General features: G+C 68.1%; 24 protein-coding genes and 6 pseudogenes. 13 read left to right on the top strand and 17 right to left on the bottom strand.

All coding sequences use genetic code 11. The features are described 5' to 3' along the window. Positions 1-235: 235 nt before the first annotated feature. From QQY24_RS00345 to QQY24_RS00355, 3 genes are all read right to left on the bottom strand, one after another. On the bottom strand, positions 236-706 hold the full coding sequence (locus QQY24_RS00345; protein ID WP_301970655.1) for an RNA polymerase sigma factor: 471 nt from the start codon (positions 704-706) through the stop codon (positions 236-238). Between the two features lie 63 nt (positions 707-769). Next, positions 770-982, bottom strand: coding sequence for a hypothetical protein (locus QQY24_RS00350; protein ID WP_301970656.1), 213 nt, complete (start codon positions 980-982; stop codon positions 770-772). Between the two features lie 302 nt (positions 983-1284). Beyond that, on the bottom strand, positions 1285-1653 hold the full coding sequence (locus tag QQY24_RS00355) for a hypothetical protein (RefSeq protein WP_301970657.1): 369 nt from the start codon (positions 1651-1653) through the stop codon (positions 1285-1287). Positions 1654-1977: 324 nt separating this feature from the next. On the opposite strand from QQY24_RS00355, the gene QQY24_RS00360 reads away from it, so the two are divergent. Both QQY24_RS00360 and QQY24_RS00365 read left to right on the top strand, forming a co-directional pair. Further along, positions 1978-2643, top strand: coding sequence for a restriction endonuclease (locus QQY24_RS00360; RefSeq protein ID WP_301970658.1), 666 nt, complete (start codon positions 1978-1980; stop codon positions 2641-2643). Positions 2644-2689: 46 nt separating this feature from the next. Then, positions 2690-3187 (top strand): hypothetical protein, encoded by a 498-nt coding sequence (locus QQY24_RS00365; protein ID WP_301970659.1) that lies wholly within the window; start codon positions 2690-2692, stop codon positions 3185-3187. 78 nt (positions 3188-3265) lie between these two features. On the opposite strand, the gene QQY24_RS00370 is transcribed toward QQY24_RS00365, so the two are convergent. Then, positions 3266-3688 (bottom strand): hypothetical protein, encoded by a 423-nt coding sequence (locus tag QQY24_RS00370; protein WP_301970660.1) that lies wholly within the window; start codon positions 3686-3688, stop codon positions 3266-3268. 12 nt (positions 3689-3700) lie between these two features. Continuing rightward, entirely contained in the window at positions 3701-4351 is a 651-nt protein-coding gene (locus QQY24_RS00375) for a hypothetical protein (protein WP_301970661.1), read from the bottom strand. A 136-nt stretch (positions 4352-4487) separates the two neighbouring features. Here QQY24_RS00375 and QQY24_RS00380 point away from each other — a divergent pair, with 136 nt between their 5' ends. Beyond that, the gene (locus QQY24_RS00380) at positions 4488-5480 is read left to right on the top strand and encodes a pentapeptide repeat-containing protein (protein WP_301970662.1); all 993 of its coding nucleotides are present in this window, start codon (positions 4488-4490) and stop codon (positions 5478-5480) included. Between the two features lie 34 nt (positions 5481-5514). Here QQY24_RS00380 and QQY24_RS00385 read toward each other — a convergent pair whose 3' ends face one another. Beyond that, on the bottom strand, positions 5515-6564 hold the full coding sequence (locus QQY24_RS00385) for an integrase (RefSeq protein ID WP_301970663.1): 1050 nt from the start codon (positions 6562-6564) through the stop codon (positions 5515-5517). A gap of 238 nt (positions 6565-6802) precedes the next feature. On the opposite strand from QQY24_RS00385, the gene QQY24_RS00390 reads away from it, so the two are divergent. Next, complete coding sequence (locus QQY24_RS00390) at positions 6803-7684, top strand: exonuclease domain-containing protein (RefSeq protein WP_301976092.1); 882 nt, start codon at positions 6803-6805, stop codon at positions 7682-7684. 118 nt (positions 7685-7802) lie between these two features. Continuing rightward, positions 7803-7900: pseudogene (locus QQY24_RS00395) on the top strand (AAA family ATPase); the annotation flags it as partial. A 90-nt stretch (positions 7901-7990) separates the two neighbouring features. Here QQY24_RS00395 and QQY24_RS00400 read toward each other — a convergent pair. Both QQY24_RS00400 and QQY24_RS00405 read right to left on the bottom strand, forming a co-directional pair. Continuing rightward, positions 7991-8482 carry an amino acid transporter gene (locus QQY24_RS00400; RefSeq protein ID WP_301970664.1) on the bottom strand — a complete coding sequence of 164 codons (492 nt, stop codon included), beginning with the start codon at positions 8480-8482 and terminating at the stop codon, positions 7991-7993. A gap of 12 nt (positions 8483-8494) precedes the next feature. After that, on the bottom strand, positions 8495-9172 hold the full coding sequence (locus QQY24_RS00405) for a hypothetical protein (protein ID WP_301970665.1): 678 nt from the start codon (positions 9170-9172) through the stop codon (positions 8495-8497). Between the two features lie 386 nt (positions 9173-9558). On the opposite strand from QQY24_RS00405, the gene QQY24_RS00410 reads away from it, so the two are divergent. After that, complete coding sequence (locus QQY24_RS00410) at positions 9559-9822, top strand: hypothetical protein (protein ID WP_301970666.1); 264 nt, start codon at positions 9559-9561, stop codon at positions 9820-9822. Positions 9823-9878: 56 nt separating this feature from the next. Here the strand turns inward: QQY24_RS00410 and QQY24_RS00415 are convergent, their stop codons facing one another. From QQY24_RS00415 to QQY24_RS00435, 5 genes are all read right to left on the bottom strand, one after another. Next, the gene (locus tag QQY24_RS00415) at positions 9879-10769 is read right to left on the bottom strand and encodes an IS3 family transposase (protein ID WP_367658030.1); all 891 of its coding nucleotides are present in this window, start codon (positions 10767-10769) and stop codon (positions 9879-9881) included. Positions 10770-10795: 26 nt separating this feature from the next. Then, on the bottom strand, positions 10796-11104 hold the full coding sequence (locus QQY24_RS00420) for a transposase (protein ID WP_301970667.1): 309 nt from the start codon (positions 11102-11104) through the stop codon (positions 10796-10798). Positions 11105-11514: 410 nt separating this feature from the next. Further along, complete coding sequence (locus tag QQY24_RS00425) at positions 11515-11829, bottom strand: helix-turn-helix transcriptional regulator (protein ID WP_301970668.1); 315 nt, start codon at positions 11827-11829, stop codon at positions 11515-11517. Further along, positions 11826-12443: a site-specific integrase gene (locus QQY24_RS00430; RefSeq protein ID WP_301970669.1), complete on the bottom strand. Its 618-nt coding sequence runs from the start codon at positions 12441-12443 to the stop codon at positions 11826-11828. Before QQY24_RS00430 ends, QQY24_RS00425 begins: the two co-directional genes overlap by 4 nt. Continuing rightward, complete coding sequence (locus QQY24_RS00435) at positions 12419-12895, bottom strand: hypothetical protein (RefSeq protein WP_301970670.1); 477 nt, start codon at positions 12893-12895, stop codon at positions 12419-12421. Before QQY24_RS00435 ends, QQY24_RS00430 begins: the two co-directional genes overlap by 25 nt. Before the next feature lie 139 nt (positions 12896-13034). On the opposite strand from QQY24_RS00435, the pseudogene QQY24_RS00440 reads away from it, so the two are divergent. Next, positions 13035-13181, top strand: a pseudogene (locus QQY24_RS00440) (ATP-binding protein); the annotation flags it as partial. Positions 13182-13320: 139 nt separating this feature from the next. Here the strand turns inward: QQY24_RS00440 and istB are convergent. Continuing rightward, a pseudogene (gene istB / locus QQY24_RS00445) lies at positions 13321-14112 on the bottom strand (IS21-like element helper ATPase IstB). Next, positions 14112-15647 carry an IS21 family transposase gene (gene istA, locus QQY24_RS00450; RefSeq protein ID WP_301970671.1) on the bottom strand — a complete coding sequence of 512 codons (1536 nt, stop codon included), beginning with the start codon at positions 15645-15647 and terminating at the stop codon, positions 14112-14114. Before istA ends, istB begins: the two are co-directional and overlap by 1 nt. Positions 15648-17208: 1561 nt before the next feature. Between istA and QQY24_RS00455 the strand changes: the two are divergent. The 5 genes and pseudogenes from QQY24_RS00455 to QQY24_RS00475 all read left to right on the top strand — a co-directional run bounded on the left by QQY24_RS00455 (position 17209) and on the right by QQY24_RS00475 (position 23105). Continuing rightward, positions 17209-17950, top strand: a pseudogene (locus QQY24_RS00455) (IS6 family transposase). 329 nt (positions 17951-18279) lie between these two features. Continuing rightward, positions 18280-20133 carry a BTAD domain-containing putative transcriptional regulator gene (locus QQY24_RS00460; protein ID WP_301970672.1) on the top strand — a complete coding sequence of 618 codons (1854 nt, stop codon included), beginning with the start codon at positions 18280-18282 and terminating at the stop codon, positions 20131-20133. Between the two features lie 208 nt (positions 20134-20341). Next, positions 20342-21118 (top strand): thioesterase II family protein, encoded by a 777-nt coding sequence (locus QQY24_RS00465; RefSeq protein ID WP_301970673.1) that lies wholly within the window; start codon positions 20342-20344, stop codon positions 21116-21118. A 362-nt stretch (positions 21119-21480) separates the two neighbouring features. Then, positions 21481-22353 (top strand): metallophosphoesterase, encoded by an 873-nt coding sequence (locus QQY24_RS00470; protein WP_301970674.1) that lies wholly within the window; start codon positions 21481-21483, stop codon positions 22351-22353. After that, complete coding sequence (locus QQY24_RS00475; RefSeq protein WP_301970675.1) at positions 22350-23105, top strand: 4'-phosphopantetheinyl transferase; 756 nt, start codon at positions 22350-22352, stop codon at positions 23103-23105. Before QQY24_RS00470 ends, QQY24_RS00475 begins: the two co-directional genes overlap by 4 nt. Here QQY24_RS00475 and QQY24_RS00480 read toward each other — a convergent pair. Further along, a pseudogene (locus tag QQY24_RS00480) lies at positions 23047-23205 on the bottom strand (IS5/IS1182 family transposase); the annotation flags it as partial. The gene QQY24_RS00475 and the pseudogene QQY24_RS00480 sit on opposite strands and share 59 nt — an antisense overlap. A 756-nt stretch (positions 23206-23961) precedes the next feature. On the opposite strand from QQY24_RS00480, the pseudogene QQY24_RS00485 reads away from it, so the two are divergent. Beyond that, positions 23962-24460: pseudogene (locus QQY24_RS00485) on the top strand (IS6 family transposase); the annotation flags it as partial. Here QQY24_RS00485 and QQY24_RS34620 read toward each other — a convergent pair. Beyond that, positions 24426-24932 (bottom strand): polyketide synthase docking domain-containing protein, encoded by a 507-nt coding sequence (locus tag QQY24_RS34620; RefSeq protein ID WP_367657964.1) that lies wholly within the window; start codon positions 24930-24932, stop codon positions 24426-24428. The pseudogene QQY24_RS00485 and the gene QQY24_RS34620 overlap by 35 nt on opposite strands. Between the last annotated feature and the right edge of the window lie 307 nt (positions 24933-25239).

Raw genomic sequence — 25239 nt, forward strand, 5'->3', positions numbered from 1 at the left:
CATTCGAGGCAATGGCCATTGCCTCCCGACATGCCCTTTGGCAGCAACAACTCGCAATGGGCGAGAGAACGGCGGGGCGGCATCGGCGGGGCGTTGGCGTGGCGGGCGGTGGCGGGCGGTCTGGCGGGCGCGCAGGCGTGCCTCGGCGGCGGCCATGTCGTAGGTGGCGTAGCGGTTGCGGTGCGGGCGGAGGCGAGCAGGTCGTCGATGGTGCGGTCGTCGTCAGGCAGGACGGTCATGAGCGGTTCTTCCCGTCGGGGTGCTCCGGGCAGTGGAGTTTGAGCATGTAGGCGAGGCGTTCTCGGCCGGTGCGCAGCTGGGAGCGAACGGTGGATTCCTGGTTGCCCGTCACTTTGGCGGCTTCAGCGGCGGTGAAGTCCATGCCGTAGTGCAGCAGGATCGCGTCGCGCTGCCGTTCGCTGAGGACGCTGACAGCCGCGTACAGGGTGATGGCATCGGTCAGCGTGTCGTACGGGTCGTCCACGTAGTCGGCGAGCGCGGCCTCGAAAGCGGCCGTCTCCATCAGCTCCGGGCGGCGCCGACGTTTGCGGTGCATGTCGATGATGTGCCACCCATCGTGGTCATCGTGCTGCGGCTGGCGTCCGCGCTGAGTGGCGGTGGGCCGAAGGACAGCGTCTCGGCGATCGTCTCCGGGCTGTCCATCATCCTTGCTGGCCATCATCGCCAGCGCGATGATCTTCCGCATGGTGCCGCGCACGGGAGACGAGATCACCGCCGCCCGCCGGGACTCCTACGACCCGGCGAGCCGTCAGGCTGCAGCGCTCGTCACCCGGCCGGTCACCGGAATCACGCAGGGCATCAACACGCACGCCGGCAGGGACACTACCTCGCGGGCGCCGCGGACCAGCCAGACCTCGTCCTCCAGCGTGGCGCGCGCCAGCAGCGGCATCGCTGCCCACTCCACGCGGCCGACCACGTCCCCGCCCATCCCTCCGCGGCCGTCCGCGCCGCCCCAGGACACCGGGGCACGGGCACCTGATCAGGGGCCGGGCTGCGGGTTGGCCATGCCGATCAGCACACCGATCACGATGACGGCCAGCAGCAGGAACCTCTTCCCTTTCAGACCCACCTGGGTTTCCCCTCCGCAGTACGGCAGATCGACGTCACCGTACCGCCGGGGCGGGCTCACCACCGATGGCGGGCTCACGTCCACGGCCCGACAGACAGCAGACTGGGCCCCGGGCGATTCGCCCGGGGCCCAGTGCTGTGTCTCTGGCTGTGCGGGGCCAGTCACATCTGACGGGCCCTGGTGCGGGGCGAGTCCTACCGGTGGTGAGTGGCCGGCACCGATGCCGATTGCGACGGCGTACTGCCGACCGGTGCCTTGCTGCTGGCTCCCGGGCCGCCGGCCAGAGCCAGCAGCAACAGGAGCAGCATCAGCCCTCCGCCCCCCGTGCCCGCGGCCACGGCGATGGTGCGCGGGCTGATGGACCGGTGGTGCCCGCGAACGCGGGTGCCGTCGGCGCGGTAGTAGGGACGGACGTAGGCCGTCGGTCCGGTGGGGACCGGACGGGGCCGCGAAGCGGCGCGTCGGGGGGCCGTACGGGGCTGTGCGGTGCGCGGCCGGGTGCGGCGGTTGTGGCCTTTGACGTAAGTGCCGTCGCGGCGGTAGTGGGGGCGTACGTAGGTCACGGGCGGTCCTCGGCGGTGAAAGGGGGCAGTGCCCCCAGGCGGGGCCGGGTGTTCCTCGGCGCAGCATTCGACGGTAGCGACCGGCACTGACAATCCAGGGCGGCCAACTCATCGACTGTGCGCAGCTGTTGGGCAGCAGGCAGCGATTTTCAGACGGGTGATCCCGACGGCGGGCCTACTGTCGGTGCCGGGTGCTGTCATGAAGGCGACGGGGAGCAGCAGACGAGGGGGAAACGTGCCCGGGAACAGGGGATACGAAGACGTCGATCACACCGGCCGGCATGGGCGCGGGACGCTGTACACCGTGCCGGCGAGGGGCTTCCGGTGAGCCCCCGTCGGCGGCGGCGCAAGAGCAACGACGATCTACTCGTCGCGCTGGGTGGGCTCGTGGCCGTCGGGTTGGTGCTGGTCAAGGTCGGACAGTGGATATGGGCACACTGGTGGGTCCTGGTCGTGCTCGGCCTGCTGGCGCTTCTCGCCCTCGCGGGCTGGATCTACCGGCAGGTTGACCAGATGCGGTCCGCGCAGCTGCGGGTCGAGGGCCTGACCTATTCGCTCGGCCAGCTGGATGTCATGCACCACAGCGCCTTCGAGAACGCCGTGCGTGACCTGCTGGCCCGGGACGGCTCCCGCGACGCGCTGCGCTGCGGCGGCAGGGGTGACCTCGGCGCCGACGTGAAGGGGCACGATCCGCTCGGCCGACTGTGGGTGATCCAGTGCAAGCACCGCAGGAAGGGGCTGGACGGCTCGGCTGTCGGGACTCCGGAGCTGCAGACGCTCAACGGCACCGGTCGGCCGGTGCACGGCGGCGACGTCGTCGTGATGGTGACCAATGGAAGGATTTCCGCGCCTGCCCGCGACTTCGCCCGGCAGCAGCGCCTGCACCTGGTCGACCGGCGGGTGCTGGAGCAGTGGGCCCGGGGCGGGCGACCGCTGTGGGAGATCCTTCCGGCTGTTCCCCCTCCCCGGAAGCCTCCACAACTTCGCTGAGCTTTATCGCACTGGTGGGCGGGACCGGTTGGTCCCGCCCACCGTCATGTCGCCGTTGCCACGGGTCGAGCGCGAGGCGCTCTACGCTTCCGCCCATGACCAGCAAAATCCCCATCCGTGGGGCAGGATGGGGCAGCAGCACCGGGCGACTCCGGATGACCTGCGCTCCTACACCGTGTCGCCGGCGTCGCTGGTGACGGTGACCCGGGCCGACGGATCGACGGAGACCCGGGCGGCGAAGGCGGCGCGGAAGACGATGCCGGCGCCGCGGCGGCGGGGCCCGACCGTGTGCGCGATGTGCGCCGACCCGATCAAGGGCAAGGTGTGGGTGAGCCGGGAGCAGGGGCCCGCCCGGGGCAAGCCGGTACACCCGGACTGCGAGAAGAAGGCGCAGGCGTTCACGAAGGAACGCCGGGCGGCGAAGCAGAAGGAACGGGCGGCCAAGCCAAAGCGGCTGTCGCTGGTGGAGGAGAACCGGCGGTTGTTCGCGGAGCAGGAACGCATCCGTGAGCTGCGGCGTAAGCAGAGCCAGCCGAAGAAGTAGCCCAGGCAAGCGCGGGGCCCCGTCAGATTTGACGGGGCCCCTGCTGCACTGCGTGGCCCGGGTCTGCGTCCGTTCGCCCTACAATGCCTTGACCAGGGCGTTCTCCTCCCAGCCGTCGCCGTCCTCGAAGTAGCCCTCCATCGCGGCGCTGTTCTCGACCCATCCGCCTTGCTTGGCGATGACCTTGCGGTCGTTGCCGGCGCGCTTGGAGCTGGTGGCCAGCCCGCGGCGCGGGGAGTGCCCGGTGGGCCGGAAGTCCAGCTCGGCCCACTTGCCCAGCCGGGTGATGACGTCGCCGATGGTCTCCGGGTCGAGCCCGCCCTCCATGACGGTGTGCCAGCGGTTGTGCAGCGGCTTGTACGCGAAGTCGTCCGGGTCGGTGAGGGCGGCCGACTCCTTCCAGACCCGCCACGCGCGCACCGGGCAGCTGCCGGGGCGAGAGCCGAACGGCACCTTCACCTTCCTGGGCTTGGTCTTCGAGACCCGCACGTCGACCTCCATGCCATGCTCGGTCTAGACGAAGTCGCGCACTCGCAGGAAGGCGACCTCGTGCTCGCGCCCGGCGATGGCGAACGCGGTCAGCCCGATGGAGCGGCCCCGGATACCCAGCCGGTTGTCCGGCGCGGCGATGACGCTGGCGCGCAGGTGCTCGGCGAGCAGGGCGGGCGCCAGGCCACGACCCCGGGTCTCCTTCGTCTTCTCCATCTCCTTCACCTTGGCCTTGAGTACCCGGCGGGCGCGGGCGGCCACGGTCTTGTCGAGGACCAGGTGGTGGCCGGTGCGGCCGGTGACGACGACGCCGGACAGGCGGCGGTCGATGGTCGAGGGCGCGGTGTAGGTGCCTTCCTTCCAACCGGGCTGCCACCACAGCCACTCCACGAACGCGGTCAGGCTGCCCGGGGTGATGGCGGTGACGGGGAGTTCGAGCAGCGCACAGAACTGCTCCCACTGCTTCCAGTCGGCGGCGTAGGAGTCGGAGGTGTTCTTCGGCCGGAGATTCTTCTCGTGCTGCGCGCTGCGCTCCCCCAGCTCCTGGAACTTGGCGAGCACGTCGGGGGTGAACGTCTCGGCGGTCCCGGCGACCGGACCGGCGGACGCCGGCAGCAGCACCACGGTGGGCGTCACGACGTGTCGAACGTCCGCGCTCGTCCCGGTTTGCTCCATGATGCTTCTTCACGCCCCTTCGTTCGTACCGTTATTTGTAGTGTCTGTGTCCCGCATATGTGATCGGTGGCAGGCGTGTCGGACCGCAGGCAGCGCAGAACGCAACCGCCGGGAGGGCTGGGTCGTCCTGCCGGTCGTGACTCCTCTTCTTGCCCGCACCCGGGAGCGTCGACGCGGTCTGCGTCTGTGGCACGTGTGGATCGTCCTTCCCCTGGCCTTCGTCGCCGCGCTGGCAGTCGCCAGCAGCGTCTTCTACGCCGGCTGGGACCTGCTCGATGCCCAGAAGCTCAAGGCCGAACCGCACATCGACTCCAAGACGCTCTTCGAGCTGGTGAAGCTGTCTTTCGGTGTGGTCGCCGGGGCCGGCGGTCTGGTCGCCCTGGTCGTGGCTTACCGGCGTCAGCGAGTCGACGAGGACGGGGCGTTGCGAGATGCGACTCGCCTGCACAGTGAGCGGTTCACCGTCGCGGTTTCCCAGCTAGGTGATGCCTCCGCCGCGGTCCGCCTTGGCGGCGTCCATGCCTTGGCACACCTCGCCGACGACGCGCCCACGAGGGCACTACGCCAGTCCTGCGTCGACGTCCTGTGCGCCTATCTGCGCCTGCCCCACACGGCGGAGTGCGACCTGCCGGCAGGCGACACCCTGGCTCGTCATTCCTACCTAGAACTGCGGCAGGTCCGCCATACCGTCATCCGTCTCATTCGTGATCATCTCCGACTTGGCGTCGAACACTCCCACTCCTGGCGCGACCACAGCTTCGACTTCACCAGCGTGGTACTCGACGGTGGCGACTTCGAGGGTGCGCACTTCCTCGGCCACGTCTCGTTCGAGGATGCGCAGTTCACCGGACACGTCTCCTTCGACCGGGCGCGGTTTGCCAGCAGCAGCGTCTCCTTCGATGGCGTGGTGTTCACCAGCGGCAACGCTTCCTTCGACCGCGCCGAGTTCACTGGCGGCGACGTCACCTTCAACCGCACACAGTTCGCTGGCGGCAACGTCTCCTTCAAGGACGCGCACTTCGCCGGCGGCACGGTCGATTTCGGTAGGGCTGGCGGGACCGCCCCGGAAGGGTTGCCGTCGTCTGGAGGGTCCGTGCCAGTCGGGTTGGTCTTGCCCACCGCCTGGTAGGGGCGTGGCCCTGTGCAGGTCGGTACACGGTGCCCTACAGCACGCCGAGCAGGGCGTTGTCCTCCCCCTGATCGACGACTTCGAGGTAGCCGGCGAGCACCTTGGAGTGGGCGGCCCAGCCGCCCTGTTTGGCGATGACGATCTGGTCGTGGCCCTTCAGCCGGGAGGACGTGGCCAGTCCGCGGCGGGGGCTGTGGCCGGTGAAGCGGATCTCGATCCCGGCGCGTTCGCCGGCGCGGGTGACAATGTCGCCGATGGACTCCGGCGTCAGGCCGCCGTCCATGACGGTGTGCCAGCGGTTGTGCAGGCGGCGCCAGGCGCAGCCGTCGGGGTCGGTGAGGTAGGCGGCCTCCTTCCACGCCTGCCACGCGCGGACCGGGCAGATCGAGGGCCGGGAGCCGTACGGGACGGGGGCGACGCGGGGCCGGACCTTGGAAAAGCGCAGGTCAGCATGGATGCCGCCGGGGGTCTCGGCGTAGTCGCGGACGCGGTTGAAGGCGAGTTCGTGCTCACGGCCGGCGACGACGAAGTGCATGAGCACCAGGGCGCGGTCGCGGATGCCCCTGAGGTTGTCCGGGCAGGCGGCGCTGATGCGGACGGGGTGCTCGACCAACAGCGGCGGGGCCTGGCCCCGGCCGCGGGTCTCCCCGCTGGCCTCCATCTCTTTGACCAACTGCTTGAGCCGGTTGTGGGCGAGCCGGGCGACGCCGTCCTCCAGCCGCACGCCGTCCTCCAGCCGCACGCCGTGCTCGGCGCGGGCGGTCACCACGGTGCCGGAGATGCGGCGGTCGATGGTCGACGGCGCGGTGCACGTTCCCTTCTTCCCGCCGGGCCGGGTCCACAGCCACTCGACGAACATCACCAGCGTGCCCGGGGTGACGGCGAGCACGGGCACTCCGGAGTCGGCGCAGAACTTCGTCCAGCTCGCCCAGTCCTGGGCGTAGCTTCGGCGGGTGCTCTCCGGGCGGCCGTCGGCGACGGTGCGCACGGCCTGGCGGTCGATGTGGTCGAGTGCGGCCCGGGTCGCGGTGCCGTACTCCTCAGGCCGGGCCGGCACGGCCGGGATGACGACCGGTTCAACCACCTTCTGACCATCTGACATGAGACGCCCCGTTCACCGGTTTTACGCGCTTCCGCGGGCCCCTGGTATGAGCGAGCGCGAGCAGGCCATGGCCGACTGACACTGCACCCCGTGCGACCAGGAGATCGAACGCAAGCGCGCGGAGGCGCAGCGGCTGGCCGACCGCGCCCGATGGGACGACCTCGGGCCGACCATCGCGTGGGCACAGAAGATCCTCGCCAACCCGGACGCGTACGCGGTCCTGGACACCGAGACCACCGGCCTGACCGCGACGTCACGGATTGTGGAGATCGCCGTCACCACGGTGTCCGGGACGGTACTGCTCAACCCGGGCGAGCCGACCCCGGCAAAGGCCACGGCGATTTACCACATCACCGACGCCATGGTGCAGGACGCGCCCACCTTCTCCGAGATCCTCCCCCGCCTCACCGAGGCCCTCGCCGGGCGCCGGATCGTGATCTACAACCGGGCCTACGACACCGGACGGCTGCTGTGGGAGCTCCACCTTCACCATCAGGCCCTGGGCACGGTCGCCTTCACCAAGCACCCCGGCTACGGCCCCCAGCGGCACGCGGCCGCGCAGGCCTGGATGGACGCGCAGAAGTGGGAGGAGTGCGCGATGGAGCAGTACGCCGCCTTCTACGGCGACTGGCACGACTATTTCGGCAGCTACACCTGGCAGAAGCTGCGCGGCGGCCACTGGGCCCTGAGCGATACCCGTGCCGTCATCCGGCGGCTGGAGAGATGGCCGCCTACCCCAGCCCCTTCGACCGCATGGAGGAGTCCGCCGCTGCGTAACAACGACGGACCGCCCCCCGGGTTTGTGATCTCCTGCCCGATCCCTCTGCCGCTTGGAGGAGCGCATGCTCGAACTGGCCCTGAAGGTCACGCAGTTACCGGAGGCGTCGTGACTCAGGCTGATCAGTGGGGGCACTGGCGCCCGCAGTACCCTGCACATCATGCCGGTCTGGTCGCCTGCCTGGACTCCCTTGCGGTAGTCGAGCAGCGGCGCGGTCAGGGCGTCGCGCGCGCCCTGGTGGCCGAAGCGGAGAAGGCGGCCGCTCGCACCAGGCCGGGAAGCTGGGCGCGGCCGTCCTGTACGCCACGCACGAGCCGGAGCTGACGGACTTCTACGCCGGGCTCGGCTTCACCCTCTCCCCCGACGGCATCGGCATCCCCACCCCGACCGGGCTCATCTGCCACGGCCCGACCAAGGGCTTCCACTCTCGTCCCCGACCCGACACATGGAACTCGACCGCCACGGCGCCGAACTGCTGTTCCAGGTTTTGACCGAGCGCGAGGAGAAGACAGCGTCGCCATCGCCTCCAACGAGTCCTTCGGCAAAGCGCACTTGTTCCGGCGAACTCGTGCCAGGTGCTGCCGAAACAACACGGGTTTGAAGCGACGGGGTGGTGCCCGTCGGTACTGGTCAGAAGTGGGTGGCGATCCCGAATGCTCGTCGGAGCTGGGCCATGTCGTGACGGTCGTGATCGGCCGGTTCGTAGTCCTGGTGGAAGTAGACCTGCTGCTCAGGCGACAGGCAGGAGACTTTGGACCCCTTGATGGTGCCGGTGACGAAGCACGAGGCGGGATAGACGAACGGGCGGTCAGGGTCGAGTGAAGCCTGCACCGCGGATCCATCTGCGGCAAAGGTCAAAGGGTGCAGATCGATCTCTCGGCCGAGCGGGTCGGTGACGACAAACCGCACAGGACGCCAGCTGAGGTTCTCGACGAACCCCGCGTCCGCGAGAGCCGCCACGACGGCCGGTTCCTGGTCCTCCCGGTGCATCAAGTCCAGGTCACGGTGGTGGCGCGTTTGCTCACCGACCAGGGCGTCGATGCCCCAGCCGCCGCCGATCCAGATGTCGACGTCCGCGTCCCGCAGCACGGTGAGGATGGACAGTACGTCGTCAGCTGTCATCACCCTGGCACGTTAGCGGCGATCATCTGGGCGGGCGAGTGGATTTGTCGCGCGGGAGGCCAATTGCGCTTCCTGGGCGACGTGGTCGGTGAGATAGATCAGGGTGGCCTGCGGGTCCATGCCGAAGGCGGCCGCCACGAGCTTGGGGTCCATGGTGTTGACCAGGTCGACGAGGCGGGTGCTGCGGATCATGCGGGGCGGGTATCCGCATTCGTCAAGAACGTGCGAAAGATAGGCAGTTGAGGCCGGGCTCCGCCCGGCCTTCGTTCCCTTGGTGACCATTACGTGCGGGTTGGCCGTCGGCCATGCCGCGCGGTGGGCTAGACATCGCTGCAGCACCGCCCAGGAGGCAGGATCCAGCGGGACGGGGTGAGGCCGCTTGCCGAGCAGGACTGTCTGGGCTGCCGGGTCGACGTCAGCGATCTTCAACATGCGGACCTCAGTGCTGGAGGCACCGTGCAGCAGGGCGAGGATGCCGAGCAGGGCCTCGTGCGGGTGGACGAGGTCGTCGGTGGTCCAGCGGCGAAACAACCCGCGCTGCTGGTCGAGGGTGAGGGTGCGGCCGCGGAAGCCGCTCGGTTCCTTCGCCGTCAGGGTGCGGGCCGGGTCGATGAGCACGATGTGTTTCGAGCGGGCAAAGCGGAAGAACTGCCGCAGCACGACCAGCCGCCGCTTGCGGGCCTTGGGCACGGTGGCGAAGGAAGGCTTCGATGTCGTGCACGTCGACCGGGGCCCAGTCGTCCTTGCCGCGGTGCCCGGTGAGGAATGCAGCGAGGTCGCGCAGGATGGACAGGGCGGTTTCCAGGGTGTGGTTGCTGCGGGGGGCGGGTGCCGGCCCGGCGGGCCCGGTCCTGGGCCCGCATGCGGGAGGCGTCGAAGGCGGCCACGGCCGGCCGGAGCGGTTCGGGGAGGGCGTCGATGCGGCGTTGGCGCCGCCCGGCGGCGAGCCGTTCGGCCTGGTCGGTGGGCAGGGCCAGGCCGCGGGGGGTGGAGAAGTCCTCCAGTGCCCGGGCGAAGGAGCCCATCGACCGGCCAGTTCTGCGAGACCTTTCCAGCAGGACCTGGGGTGAGTTGGAGTGCCCATCGTTCAGAAGCCGGCCCAGGTCGGTGACGAGGCCGCAGGCCCGGGCGACGCAGAAGCGGGCCGCGACATGGACGACGAAGTCGTCGAGCCAGGCGGGCGGGTCGGAGAGCTGGTCGCGCAGATACTCGCCGCGGATGAAGGGGCGGTCGGGGTGCCGTTGCCAGCAGGCCGAGCACAGCCCCAATCCGGCATGCCGTCGCAGCTGGCCGCACTCGCGGCAGACTCGCGGCGGCTGCTTCGGCGGACCCGGGCGTGAGCATGACCCGCACCATCCGGTGTCCTGAGGTTCCCCCGCTGTGCGGGAGTGGCTGACTAGCTGGTCAGGGCGGCTTGACGTGGTTTCAGGTTCACTTGTTCGGCTGCTGCCTGGTCGGCGTAGTGCTTCTCCTCGAACTCGATGGGGCTGAGGTAGCCGAGCCGCTTCTGGATGCGGCGGGGGTTGTAGAAGCCGTCGATGTACTCGAAGAGCGCGAGGTTGGCCTCAGCTCTGGTCGCGAAGACGCGGCCGCGGATGCACTCCGTCTTGACCAGCATCCACAGGTTCTCCGCCAAGGCATTGTCGTATGAGTCGCCGACTGAGCCCATGGACGCCTGGATACCCGCTCTGACCAGGCGCGTTGTGAGCTTGATGGACGTATATTGCGTGCCGTGGTCGGCATGGTGGACGAGTTCGCCGGGGGCGACCTCGCGGCTGGCCAGCGCGTACTCCAGGGAGGTGAGGACCAGGTCGGCGTCCGCGCGGGCAGAGGTCTCCCAGGCCACGACTCTGCGGGAGAAGGCATCGCGGATCGCCGATAGCCAGAGCGGTCCCTCCAGAGTGGAGACCATGGTCAGATCGGTGACCCACAGCCGGTTCGGTGCGCGTGCCGTGAAGTCACGTTGCACCAGGTCAGGGGCGATTTCGGCGTCCGGGTCCCGGCGGGTGAAGCCCTTGCTCCGCCGCGGGCTGATCCCGGCCAGGCCGGCCTGGCGCATGAGCCGCTCGACCCGCTTGCGGCCGACGTGGACACCCTCGCGTTTCAGGACGGCATGGATCCTGGGTGATCCGTAGATGCCGCCGGAGTCCCGGTGGATCTGCCGAATCTGTCCGATCAGCTCGGTGTCCTGGCGGATCCGTTCACAGGGCTCCTTCTCGGCCTGGCGCCAGCGGTAGTAGGTGGAGGAGGGGATGTGCAGTTCCCGCAGGACGGGCTCGACCCCCAGGTGCGGGTGCTCGTCGAGGAGCGTTCTTACCTGGGCCGGGTCGGGTCGAGCTGCGCGGCGAAAAAAGCCGAGGCCGTCCGCAGGACCTCATTCGCCCGGCGCAGGTCCCGCACCTCGCGTCGCAGCTGGGCGAGCTCTTCCCTCTCCTCGGTGGTGAGCAGGTCATCCCGCTCGCCGGCGTCGGCCTCGGCCTGCCGGATCCAGCCCCGCAGGGCCTCGTGATGCACACCGAGTTCCTCGGCCATGCGGCGGATCACGGGCTTCGGCTCAGCAGTCCGGTACATCCGCACCGCACGCTCTCGCAACTCCAGCGGGTACTTCCTCGGCGCAGGCATCGTCTGGGCTCCTCTCATGAGACCCATCTGACCCGTTGTCACCATTCCCCGCATCTCGGGGGAACCTCATCCTCGCGCAGATAGCCCGGTTTGCCGCAGCGCGGGCAGGGCCGCTGGGCGGCGAGCCGCTCGGCTTTGCGGCGGCAGTCCCGGCACAGACTGCTCCGAGCTGCGCGGACCGGATGGCCGCACTCGTTGCAGACCCGCGAGCAGGTGATGCACTGGCCGGTGTTCGGCTGGAGCATGCGATCCTTGCCGCAGGACGGACATGCCGCCTTCGCGGCCTGCTCCTGCATCCGACGCCGGCACCGGCACCGGCACCGGCAGCAGTGCTCACGGTCGCGATAGCCGACCGGGGCCCCGCAGGTGACGCAGCTCCGCTGCTTCTTGCCCACCTCGGTTCCCGCCGGTCACAGGGGCGGCATCGACCGGCCCCGCGCGGAGGCGGCCTGCGGGAGGTCGGTGACGGGTCGGGGCGGTGCGACGGGTCGCTCGACGGGGGTGGTGTCGACCTCGATCAGGTCGTTGGGGGTGCACTCCAGCGCGGTGCACAACGCGGCCAGGGTGGTCATCTTCACCTGCGAGGGCTCCTTGGTGAACAGCGCGGACACCGAGGCGGAGGACAGCTCCAGGCCGGCCTTCTCGGCCAGTAGCCGCCGCAGCTCGGTCCCGGTCCACACCTCGCGCTGGGCGGCGGCCATCCGCAGTCGCCATCGGATCTTCATGCCGTGGTGTCCTTCCCGGTCAGCTCCGCCAGGGTGCCGGCGACGGCCCGCTGATAGGCGTCCTCGATGAACGTCGCGGAGGGCCGGACACAGCGCATGGTCGAGCTGACCGTCCAGCGCCCCAGCATCTGTTGGATGGCCACCAGGTCGACGCCGCGTTCGTAGTTGTGGGTCGCGCAGGCCCTCCGCAGGGCATGCGGGCTGAACCGGTCGGCACTCGGGCGTCCTTCGAGCTCCATGAGATAGCGAAGCCGGTTGCGGATGGTTCCGCGATGCAGGCTGCCACCAAACTCGTCGGCGAACAGCACTGGCGAGTCGGGGAACTTGGGCCGCATGTCGTCCAGGAACCAGTGCAGCACCAGGTCCAGGCCGTCGAGCATGGGCACCCAGCACGGTCGCGGCCCAGAGGTGCGGGCTCCCTTACCGAAGCGGACGTGGAGCTTGCCGAACGGGCCGCGGCTGAAGTGCACGTCCGGCTTCTCCAGCAGCGATGCCTCCTCCGAGCGGAGCCCGGCGTGATACAGCGTCCGAAACAGCGCATAGTCCCTTGCGGCGGGCCCGTACTTCCTCGCGGTCGCGATCCGCTGCTTCATGAAGTCGAAGAACTCCGCCACCCGCTCCGGTGTCGGCGGCGGCAGCAGGGCTGGCGAGTCGTCACCGACATGGCGTGAGGCGTTGAACTCGTCGACCGGCAGACCAGCCTCACGCCGAACGCGGCCTCGAACTCGGCCGCCTTGCGGGCCTGCAGGAACCGGTGGAACCCCTTGAAGATCTGCACATACTCGCGCCGGGTCGACATCGCCCGGCCCTTCACCGCAAGGTCACCGACCACCCGGTCGATGTCCTCCGGCGTCACCTCCCACGCCGGCCGCCCAAACGCGGACAGGGTCCGCTCCAGCAGGCCGATGTCGTTGTCGATAGTCACCGGGCTGAACCCACGAGCCCGCCACGAGGCGACGAACGCATCGACGCACGCGGCCTGGAACCGCCACGGGTCCGTCGTCAGCCGCTCCTGCGGGACCGCCCCGCCCGCGATGACCTGCAGTCTCGCCTCGGCCACCGGCACACCTTCCTCGCACCTGAACAGTCAAGGCAGCACCTTGAAAACCGGGGTGCTGCCGCGAGAACCAACGAGGACCGCAGGAGTGGGATACGGCCAGGTGGCAGCAGCAGCTCTTGTGAGGGAACAAGTGCCAGCCCCAGATGGCTGGACGAAGACCTTCACCGATCCCCGGCTCTGCGCGGCCATCGTCGACCGTCTGACCTTCAACGGCGCGATCATCGAGACCGGCACCGACTCCTACCACCTGGCCACCACCCGCGCACGGACCGAACAGCTTCAAGCCGACTGACGAGACAAGGCTGCAGAGGCCGTTTCTGTCAACGGCCGTGTGGTTCTCCCCGTAGGCGGCCAGGAGTTCGCCCCGCTGGCGGCCGTGGAGTCGTCCCCGGTGGCGGCCAGATAATTCCCCGCCTTCGGGTTGGTGTGGGTCAGCTGAAGGGCTTCACCCCCTGCCCGCTGGTGGCCTGGGTGAGCCGGTAGCTGTCACCCTGGGTGACGACGATGTGGGCGTGGTGCATGAGCCGGTCGACCGTGGCGGTGGCGAGCGTCTTGGGCATGATCTCGTCGAAGCCCGAGGGGTGGAGGTTGCTGCTGACGGCGATCGAGCGCCGTTCGTAGGCGGCGTCGACCAGGCGGTAGAAGCCCTCGGCGGCATCTGGGGAGACGGGCAGGAGCCCGATGTCGTCGACGATGATCAGGTCGGAGCGGATGATCTTTGCCAGGGTCCGGGCGATGGAGTCGTCCGCGCGGTGCCGGCGGACCAGGGCTCCGAGGTCTTCGATGGTGAACCAGGCCACGGTCAGCCCGGCCTCGATGGCGGTCTAGCCGAGGGCCTCGGTGAAGTGCCTCCTGCCCGTGCCCGAGGGGCCGCAGATGCAGAAGTTCTCCCGGCGGCCGAGCCATTCGAGCGTCTTCAACGCGTCCTGGGTGGGGCGGGGGATGGAGGGCTTGGCCTCGTCCCAGTCGCCGAAGGTCTTGCCGGTGGGGAACCCGGCCCGCTTGCGGCGGGTGTGCAGGTTCGCCCGGTCGCGTCCGGCGGCCTCCTCGGCCAGAAGGACGCGGACGACCTCGGCCGGGTCCCACCTCTGGGCCTTGGCAGTGGGGATGATGTCGGTCAACGACCTGCGGATGTGCGGGAGTTTGAGGCGGCGGGTCAGCTCGATGGCCTCGGCCAGCGGGTCGCCATTGGTGCCGGGAACGGTGCGAAGAGGGGTGGCCATCAGGCAAGGTCGCTTTCGTCGTACTCGGTGACATCCGAGATGGTGGTGGGGATGCCGAAGGTGGACCAGGCGGAGGTGCCCGGCCGCAGGGAGTGGTCCTCGCTGCGGCGGACCGGCTCGGCCGGCTCGTGGACGGCCTGGTAGTCGAGGATCGACAGCAGATCCTTCTCCGCGAAGCGCCCGGTGACCGCGGCGGTGCCGAGCGCCCGGTCAACTTCCGCTGCTGAATACAGCTTTGACAGTGCGACGGCCTCGGCCATCTTCGCCTTGATGCGGCGGACACCGGCCGCGCCGGCCCCGATGAGCCAGGACGCGGCGCCGGGACCCAGCGCGAGGAAGGCGGCCTCTTCCGCGCTCGTGGCCTTCGGGGTGCGGTCGCTCTCCTTGTTCTCGCGCGGCGGATAGTGGGCATCGTCCAGGACCGGGGTGCCGGGCTGCCCGCGCCGGTGCCGGGCGACCTCGCGGGCCGAGCCGTCCTCGCCGACCGCGGTGACGATCAGCTCGTCACCGTGGAAGCGGGCCCAGACCCGGGTGTCGATCAGCTCGTGCGGGACCGAGTAACGCACCGCCTCGACCGAGATCGTCGACTCCCAGTTGACCCGCCGGGTGGTGCCGAACGCGGCGGTGAACGGGCTGCGCGGCAGCGGGTGCAGCCTTTGTTGTTCTTCCGCCAGGCGTTCGGCGGGCTTGCGTCGACTCGCCCTGTGTGTGCGGGAGTTGACCTCATCGCAGAAGCTGCGGCAGGCCGCTTCCAGCTCACCGAAGGTCTTGTAGTGCTCACGGAGGTTCACGTCCTTCGGCACCAGGTCGGCCTTCGCGATGCGGACCGTCGCCTCGGATCCGCCCTTGGTCTCCGGATCCGCCGGCAGACAGGTGCGTATCGTCGTGCCGTAGTGCCGGGCGACCTCGACGATCTCCGGGTTGCGGACCGCGATCCCGGCGACGTGGTCGGTGGTGACCGTCTTTTCGTTGTCGGTGAGCACGTAGGCCGGCACTCCGCCGATCCGGCGGAACGTGGCCTCCAGACACGCGGTGATCGTCGGCAGCGTCTTGTCCCAGATCGGGATCACGACGCGGAACCGGGACCAGGCCAGCCAGGCGCACCACAGCGTGGTCTTGCGCCCGCCGATGACCGGGCCGTCGCCGAAATCGTACTGAAGCCACAGCCCGGGCTCGGTCACCCACGGCCGGTAAACCCGCCGCCGACCGGCCCTGAACTGGGCCTTTGCCTCGGCCACGGTGCGGCGGGTGGTGCGTTCCCCGCCCGTGAAGCCCATCGCGACGATCCTCTTGTGCACCACGTCCGCGCGGATCTTGCCCTGCGAGCGGACCACCAGTTCCTCGATCTTCGGCAGATAGCCGTCGATCGCCCGGGCCCGGTGACGGCGCCGGTCCGGGTGCTGGCCGGCGGCCCGCATCTTCACATACCGGGCCACCGTGTGGTGGTCGCACCCGGCCAGCTCTGCCGCGGCACGGTAACTGCTGGTGAGGTCGTACGCCTCAAGGATCTCCATGATCTCCCTGCTGTTCTTCACCCGCTCGACTCTCGCCGAACGAGATCTGGATCTTGCGAGCGGGGAGATATCTGGCCGTACGTGGGGAGAACCCTGGCCATCAGTGGGGCGGTAAGTGGCCGCCTATGGGGAGCTCGCCACGGCCGCCGTCACCTCCACTGCGCGACCGAAGCCCGGCAGTCCAGCCGGCCGCCAGCGGACCTTGACCGGCTCTGCCACCGCACCTCCACGCATCAAGTTGGATGTCGTCACATCCAACCGCCCGCAAGGCCGCACCGCGAACGGCAACCCGGTGAACCTTCCCGGTCAGAGCACTACCGAGCCGAGATACCAACCATTTCATGATCTGGGACCAGATCACCGGCGTCGCCGGTCAGCCCACCACAACCTGACTACAGCCCCGGACCGCGGGCCCACATGCCGCGACACACCACCAGACCGCCACCCGCCCGACAACGTGACAACGCCGACCAAACCTTTCGGCCAACCGAGGCCAGAGCCCGACGCCAGCGATTCACTGACATCCTGGACACCTTGAAGCGCGGAGGCCGTCTCCAGAGCAATGACATCAGCCTCGATTGACTGTACTGCTACATGGCAAAGAAAATCATCTGGGCACCTCATACGTACCGTGAAAAACGCGCCATGCGTCGTCAGGCTGAAAATCTTCACCACTGATGCTCCCTGCTGGACCACGGGCGGATTGGTGATCTAGTTTTATTCGCCAGGAGAACGGCCGGGTAACTTCACGCAGGGGTGATTTTGAAGTGTGCAGGTCACAGCAGTGTGGTCAGCACCCCGATCGAGACATCGGCCCGCCCTCGGGTACTGGTGGGGGAAGCAACTACCCGAGCGTGAGCGCTCTGCCGGTGATGTGCTGGGCAGACCCCGGACAGCGCCCTCGCCCGGCCGGGGCCCGCAGCTGATCAGCCGGAAACCTGTAGCTCATCGGGGCACGGTGAGCGTCGACGCTTGCCCCACTTCGCGTAACCTGAACTCGGCCGACCGGCCCAATTCGAGATCACTGTAATCCAAAATTACTCCAAGATGGTGAAGTTATGGAGTCCAGCGGCATCAACAGGTATCAGGCCGCATCCCTGGATCAATATCCGACTGTCAAGTTAGACATTTACACTCTCTCACCGGCGGATTCTCCACGCCTGGACAGGGAGTGCGCGGATCACATTCAATTACTCACCGATTCCGATGATCGATTTCCCCCCATCGTCGCGCATAGACCGACTAAGGGCTGTCCCGCAACTCCGAGGACCGCTTGCCGGTGTCCGGTTCGGCCTGCTTGACCGAGATCCCGTTGAGGCCGCGAGCCCGGGCTGAACCGGATAAGTCGATCCGGCTGCGGTGACCTACCAGCCTCTGCTCCGAGTTACGGGACAACGCTTAGGCGTGTTATTGATGGCATGCATAGACTTCGCGCTGCGGCACTGAGGGGAGTGAGGTTATAAATGCCCAATTTTTCGACCGGCAAGGGTGGTACGGGGCCCGGCCGCCATGGAGGAGAGGGATACCGCCAGGGCACTGTCACGTTGGCTGACCGGGTGGAGTGATCTTCGGGTTGGTCGTGGTGGAGGGGTCGTCCGCGGGCAGTACGTCGCCGTCGTACCAGGGACGCTGGTACCCGGTCGAGGTGATCTCGCGCTGCGTGCGGCGGTACGTCCGCTTTCCGCTCGGTTTCCGTGAGGGCGGGGAGCTGATGCTGGAGCGCGGTGTGGTCGTCTCCCACGAGAGCGTGCGGCGCTGGTGTCTGAAGGTCGGACAGGCCTGTGCCGGCGGCCTGCGCCTGCGGCGGCCCCGGCCCGGTGACACCTGGCACCTGGCACTTGGGCGAGGTCTTCATCAAGGTCAGCGGAGAGCGGAAGTACCTGTGGCGGGCCGTCGACGCCGGCGGGATGGTGCTGGACGTTCTCCTGCGGGACCGCCGGGGCACCGCCGCGGCCAGGCGTTTCCTCCGCCGCCGGATGAAAAGGAGGTGTTCGGTGCCGAGGGTGGTGGTCACCGGCAAACTCCGTTCCTGCGGGGCGGTCCGCCAGGAGGTGATGCCCTGCGTCGAGCACCGTGCCCACAAGGGCCTGAACAACCGGGCCGAGAACAGTCACCAGCCGACCCGGCAGCGCGAACGCGCGATGAAGGGGTTCCGCGGTACCGGCGGGGCCCAGCGGTTCCTGTCCGCGTTCAGCGGGATCCCACCTCACTCCCGGCCCCGCCGCCACCTGATGACTACACTCGATCACCGGGCCGAGACGACCATCCGCTTCGCGAACTGGGATCAGATCACCGGCGCCGCCGGCCGGACCACCACGGCTTGACCACAGACCCAGGGCCGCGGTCCACCACACCCCGACGCACCATCAAACAGGCGCAACCCAACAGCATGACAACGCCCGTCCGGGTAGTCCTTCATCGCCATCGGCGGTGAACACATTTTCTTCAAATCGAGCGGGTCCAGCATCAACATGTGCACCACTCAGGGGGAGGCTCCATCAGCGGTGGAACCAGTGTGCATCATGAACTTTCTGGCACTCCGACACGTTTCACTAGCAGAGGTCAACCGGGCGGGCGGGAGGAAGCGGTCCCGCTGGCTGTGAAGCGCGTCCGGTTGTCCTGGCTCGACGTTGGAATCCCCGAGGGAACACACTTGCTGTATTTCAGGATGCTTGGGTCACTTACCGTTGAAGTCGACGGACACCGTGTGACGGTGGCTGCGCCGCGGCAAAGGGTTATCCTCGCGGCCCTGCTACTGAACGCCAATCGGGTGGTGTCAGTGGACCGGCTGGAAGACTTCGTCTGGGACAACACACCACCGAGCAGTGGCCCGGCGGTGATACGTACTTACGTGATGCGGCTACGACAGGCACTCGGGTCGAGGGCCGGCGCGAGGATCGTCACCCGGGCGCCGGGTTACCTGGTCGAGGTGGACGATCAGGAGACCGACCTCGGCCGGTTCGACAGTCATCGCGAGAACGCGTCCGCACTGGCCATGGCGGGGGACCTCGCCGGCGCATCAGCGGAACTGAGCACCGCGCTGTCGATATGGCAGCAGAGTCCGCTGCAGGACGTCCAGTCGAGCACCTTGCGTGACATTGAGGTACGGCACCTCGAAGAGCGGTATTTCCAGACCCTCAGCTGGCGGTTGGACCTGGATATGCAGCTCGGCCGGCACACCGACCTCGTTCCCGAGCTGTGGCGGCTGACCCGTGAAAACCCTCTCCACGAAGGCCTGGCGGCGAAACTGATGCTGGCGCTGTTCCGCTCCGGACGCCAGTCCGACGCGCTGAACGTGTTCCATCAGATCCGGGCCGCGCTGATCGAGGAACTGGCCACCGAACCGGGCACGGAACTCCAGCAGATGCAGCAACAGATCCTGGCCTCGGAGGACGCACGGCTCACAGGGCCAGGACCGGCGGAAGTCGGGCCTGTCACCCGCATCGCCCCGTCACCGCCACGTCCGGCTCAGCTCCCCGCCGTGCTTCCCGACTTCCTCCCCTGCCCGTCCACCGGACCGCAGTTGTCCGTGGACGGCCTCGCGAGCGTGCTGTCCGATCCCACGGCTCCGCCACGGGCGAAGACCACGGTGATCAGCGGCAGCGGCGGTGTCGGCAAGACTTCCCTGGCGGTGCACTGGGCGCACGCCTGCCGCAAGGAGTACACCCGAGGCCAGCTTTACGCCTCCCTGGGCGGCAGCAGCGACCGCCCCGTCCGGCCGGCCGACCTACTGATTCGCTTTCTGCGCGACCTCGGTGTGCCACAGGCCATTATTCCCCAGGACGAGGCAGAACTCGAAGGCGTATACCGCTCGGTGGTGGCCGACAGCAAGCTGCTGGTCGTCCTCGACGACGCGCACAGTGCCGCTCAGGTACGCCCGCTCATCCCCGGCGGTGCACGCAGCAGAGTACTCATCACCAGCCGGAACCGACTAGCGGACCTTGAAGGTGCGCGGACCTTCGTTCTCGGACGCATGGTCGAGGACAGCTCCCTGCGCCTGCTCTCCACCATCATCGGTCGAGCGCGTGTCGATGCGGAACTTGCGGCCGCGCGGCAGATCGTCCGATTCTGCAGTGGTCTTCCTCTGGCCCTGCGGATCGTCGGCATCAGGCTGCTCAGTCGTCCGTACCGCCCTCTCGCCGGCATGGCCGACCGGTTGGCGAGAGCCGACCGGCTGCTGGACGAACTGAGTGTCGGCGACCTGTCGGTACGCAGTTGCTTCGACACCGGCTACAAGGCTCTCAGCGCTGCACCGAGGCATGGCATCCACGCGAAGTTGGTCCTACGGATCCTGGGTCCACTCGAAACCGGCGTCCTGAACACCGCTGTGTTGGTCGAGCGGCTCGGATGCTCTTCCATCGAGGCTGAGGACGCCCTGGACCGCCTGGTGGACGCCAACCTTCTCGAACAGGACAGCTCCGGACGATATCTGCTTTCCAACCTTGCCCAGGCATACGCCCGGGAACAGTCGATGGCACTGCGCAAAAACGCGCCTCGGATCGCTTGAGTACTGTGACGACGCCTCTCGGAGAACTGATGCCGTGGCCGGTACTGGTGGGACATGACCTCTTCATGTTCCACTACCCGCGGATGCAGGCGCTCCCATACCTTCCGCCTCACCGGTCCTGCCGCCGCCACGACGTCGGCCTTCCAACTCGTTCGAAGTGGCGCGGTCCTGCACACCTGACACCCAGCCGAATAAGGAACCAACAGACGTGACCGTCACCTCCCCTCACGTTCCCCTCAGCGATCCCGGCGCATGGCTGCGCCGGTTCCGACCTGCTCCTGACGCAGCGGTGCAGCTGGTCTGCTTCCCTCATGCCGGCGGCGCCGCGAGCTACTACATGCCGGTCGCCGCGGCCCTGGCACCGCGGATCGACGTGGTCGCGGTCCAGTACCCGGGGCGGCAGGACCGGCGTCACGAACCATTCGTCGAGGACATCGGCGTACTCGCTGACCACATCCACGCGGCACTGGTCACGTGCGCCGACCGCCCGATGGCGTTCTTCGGTCACAGCATGGGAGCGGTCACCGCGTTCGAGGTGGCCATGCGGCTGGAGCGGAGCCACGGCACCGGCCCGGTGCGGCTGTTCGTGTCCGGACGCAGAGCTCCCGGGACACGGCGCCAGGAGGCTGTGCACTTGCGCACCGACGAAGGGATCCTGGCCGAGTTGCGCGCACTCAGCGGTACGAACGAGCAGCTCCTGCAGGACGACGAGATGGTGCAGATGATCATGCCTGCCATCCGTGCCGACTACCGGGCGATCGAGTCCTACCGGGGCTCGGAGGGTGACGTCGTACGCTGTCCCGTCACCGTTCTCGTGGGAACCGAGGATCCCCAGGTGACTCCCGACGAGGCCCGCCTCTGGAGCTCGCACACCACTGGCCCGTTCGACTACCGCGAGTTCTCCGGGGGCCATTTCTACCTGGCGGACCACCAGAAGGAGATCAACGCTCTGCTGACTGAGCGGCTTCTCGGGGCGGCATGGTGACCGTTCTTGCGGCCATGCGCCTGAGCGCATGACGTTCGTGTCCTTGCATTTTTGAGCGAGTCGCGGCAGTCGCGGTTCGTTCAGCTTCCTGCGGCAGAAGCCGTCCGGTTTCATCACCATGTACGTAAGTCCGGGTCGCCGTCAGGACAGACCGTGCCCCTTTCGCGCGACCCGTCCGCCACGAGATGTCAGCCGGCCCAGCTGCCGCACCGCCACGGCGCGGTCGGCCAATTCGGTCGCGGACCGGGGCCAGGCGGCGTTGCGGCGGTCGATCGGCGTAATTCCGGAAGCCCACGCGCGCTGAGGACGCGTTGTGCCAGCGTCCCGGCGTCCGGACCTGAGCCAATACGAGAGAAGTTCCGATGATCAGCCATCCTTCAGATACCTCCTCTGCCTCGACCGGCGGCCAACTGCTCGCCATCAGTGATCTGCACGCCGTCCATGCCGACAACCGGAGAATCCTGCAAGGACTTCGTCCGCAGTCCGCTGACGACTGGCTCATCGTGGCCGGAGACGTCGCAGAGATCAGCACGGACATCGAGTGGGCGCTTTCCCAGCTGGCGGGGCGTTTCAGCAAGGTGATATGGACTCCGGGCAACCACGAGTTGTGGACCCACCCGAGCGACCCCGTGCAACTGCGGGGGGAAAAGCGTTACCGGTACCTGGTCGAATTCTGCCGCAGCATCGACGTGGTGACTCCGGAGGATCCCTATCCTGAGTGGAAGGGCGAGGGCGGACCGGCGATTGTCGCTCCACTGTTCGTGCTGTACGACTACTCGTTCCGCATGCCCGGTATGTCGACGAAGGAGGAATCTCTGCGCAAGGCGCATGATGCCGGCATCGTCTGCACTGACGAATTTCTGCTGCACCCCGACCCGTATCCGACCCGCGAGGCCTGGTGCAGGGCCAGAACAGCGGAAACCGAGCGACGGCTGGCCGCCTGCGACCCAGGCCTGCCGACCATCCTCGTCAGCCATTGGCCGCTGCTGCGCCATCCCACCGAGGTCCTTTACCACCCGGAGTTCGCACAGTGGTGCGGGACGACACTGACAGCCGACTGGCACCGCCGCTTCCGGGCCACCGCAGCGGTTTACGGTCACCTGCACATACCCCGCACCACGTGGCACGACGGGGTGCCATTCACAGAAGTATCGGTGGGCTACCCCCGCGAGTGGCGGCGCCGCCCGGCCGGCGCGCCAGGACTCCGCCGGGTCCCGCTGAAGGAGGCGTCGTGATCGCCGATGTGCTCCCCGCGCCCGTGATCGCCTATGACACCTTCACGGACGCTCCACGAGACGCCCTCCTCCCCGAGGAGCACGCCGTGGTCGCCACCGCCGTGGAGAAGCGCCGCCGCGAGTTCACCACCGTACGGGCACTGGCCCGTACCGCAATGCACGCACTCGGCTATCCCCCCGCCCCCGTGCTGCCGAACCGCCGGGGGGCACCGGGCTGGCCGGAAGGCCTGGTCGGCAGCATGACGCACTGCGAGGGATACCGGGCCGCGGCGCTCGCATGCGCCGTCGACATGATCGCCGTCGGCATCGATGCGGAGCCCAACGCCCCGCTTCCCGACGGTGTCCTGGAAGCCGTCTCCCTGCCGGCGGAGCGGGCATGGATCTCCGACCTAACGGCGGTCAGGGGCGAGGTGAGCTGGGACCGGCTGCTCTTCAGCATCAAGGAGACCGTCTTCAAGGCGTGGTACCCGCGAACCCGCTACGAGCTCGACTTCGAGCAGGCGGAGGTCACGGTTTCTCCGCAGTCGCACACCTTCACCTGCCGCCTGATTCTGCCCGAGCAGGCACCGCCGTCCTCGTGGCTCACCGACACGCAGGGACGCTGGCTGGTGCGGGACGGCCTGCTGGTCACCTCTCTGGCGGTGGCGGCCGGCTGGGCACCGGTCCCGGCGCTCGGTGCTGAGCCTCCTGCCGCAGCCCCGTCGGCTCCTTCGGGGCCCCGGCCGCCACGCGGACGGACTGGGTGTCGATGATCACCAGGTACGGGTCCTCCAATCGCCCGGACCGCTCCCACACCTGGCAGCGCAGGATTTCCTGGATCCGCTGGTCAGGGTCGTCCTTGCGTCACAAGGTGCAGGACGAACTGCCTCTACTTCTCACCACTCACACGACTTCGGTTTACCCGAGGGAAGCAGTACCGAACTGGCCGGAACGCAAGGAAGCGGGGAACCGACACGAGAACCGGGTCATACAGGCCCTGCGGGCCCGCGGATGGACCGTGCACCCCCTGCGGACAGGGCACTTGCCCCACGCCCGTTCAAGACGCGCTGCGCCGCACCAACTCCGCTCTTCGGCAGTTCCCCCGACCTCATCGCCGCTCGCGGCGCCGAACTCGTCACCATCGACGTCAAGGACCGCATGCCGAGTGCCCACAGCCACCGCTACGCGATCAGCACCGCCACCGTGAGACGTTGGCCTGCTCTTCACCGTCACACCCGCGCCCCTGCACCGCTGCACTACGTCCTGGGCGACATGAGGGTGCTCACGCCCGCAGAAGACTCCACTACACAATTCACGCCATGCGACACCGAAGCGGCGCCTACCACCTCGTCAGCAGCCACCAAGCCCATTCGTTCGACGAGGTCTTTGGCCCGAGGCGGGTCTGTCAAACGAGCGGCCCTGTCTCACATTCGGTGGTGACGGAAAGTAGTGGTGACGGCAAACAGACCATCGGTCACGAAGCCGCAGGCCTGCGCCCCGCAGTGGCCGTTTTCCGGGATCGACCGATTGGGTGCTGTCACGTTGGCTGAGCGGGTGGGATGATCTTCGGGTTGATCATGGTGGAGGGGGATCGTCCGTGGGGAGCGCGTCGCCCAGCCCCGGCCTGGTGACAAGTGGCACCTGGACGAGGTCTTCATCACGATCAACCGTGAGCGGAAGTACCTCTGGCGGGCTGTCGACCAGGACGGCATGGTGCTGGACATCCTGGTGCAGAACCGGCGGGACAAGACCGCGGCCAGGCGATTCTTCCGTCGTCTGGTGAAGAGGACCCGTACGGTGCCGCGGGTGGTCGTCACGGACAAGCTCCGCTCCTACGGCGCCGCTCACCGCGAGGTCATGCCCTCGGTCGAGCACCGCTCGCACAAGGGGCTGAACAACCGGGCGGAGAACAGCCACCAGCCCACCAGGCAGCGTGAACGTGCGATGAAGGGCTTGGCGCTCCGCTGGAGGGGCGCAGCGGTTCCCGTCCGCGTTCAGCGGTATCCCACCGCACTTCCGGCCCCGCCGCCACCTGATGGCCGCCCCCGACTACCGAGCCGAAATGAGCATCCGCTTCGCCATCTGGCAGCAGGTCACAGGCACCGCCGGTCTTTCCACCATGGACTGAGCACAGGGCCCACCATGCCCCGACACGCCATCGGAGACCCACACACCCAACAACGTGACAGCGCCCGTCCCGTAACTCGGGGCAAAGACCGGTAGACCACCACAGCCGGGATCGATTTGTTCAGTTCCCCCCGGCTCGCGGCCTCAACCGGATCTCGGCCAAGCGGGTGAAGTGCCCGCCGGGCAGTCGGCAGGCCATCCATGCCGATGATGGCGATCGGCTCGTGCTCCCTGGCCTCGGCGGTACGCAGCCTCTCCTTGGTACCACGCAGATCCGAGGTCAGGCGTTTGAGGTAGGTGAGAACCTTCTCATCCGTTGATTCCGGCGTACCAGCCATCAGCTCCTGGCCCTTCACTGAGTCTCGAAGTCGGCGACCGTACCGCCGCGTACCGGCCTGGCCACCCGGCGCCGCGTCGTACGCCGTCTGCGCTTGTGGGGCAGACTTCCGGTCGGGTGGATCGGCGTCCGCCATGGCAGTGCGGCACGTCTCAGCACTCCCGCTCACGCGCCACACATCGAGGCGACAGCTCTCCCATGGACAGGAGAAACCGCCAGCGTCACACGCTTCTCCGACATGTGACGCATGCGGGAAGCGGGCCTGCGCGTACCGTCGGCTGCGGTGTACGCGGACAGAGCATTACCTCATGCGTGTATCCAACTCCTCGCGTCACGTCGCACCTTGTCCTGCGCGATGACTCTGGCATACGGGCGCATCACATGTGTATCGCGCCGGTGACGCCGTACACTGCCTTGCCCGCCCACAGCGTGACGAGCGGCGA

This window comes from Streptomyces sp. TG1A-8, from assembly GCF_030499535.1.
In the GTDB taxonomy this organism is placed as follows: domain Bacteria; phylum Actinomycetota; class Actinomycetes; order Streptomycetales; family Streptomycetaceae; genus Streptomyces.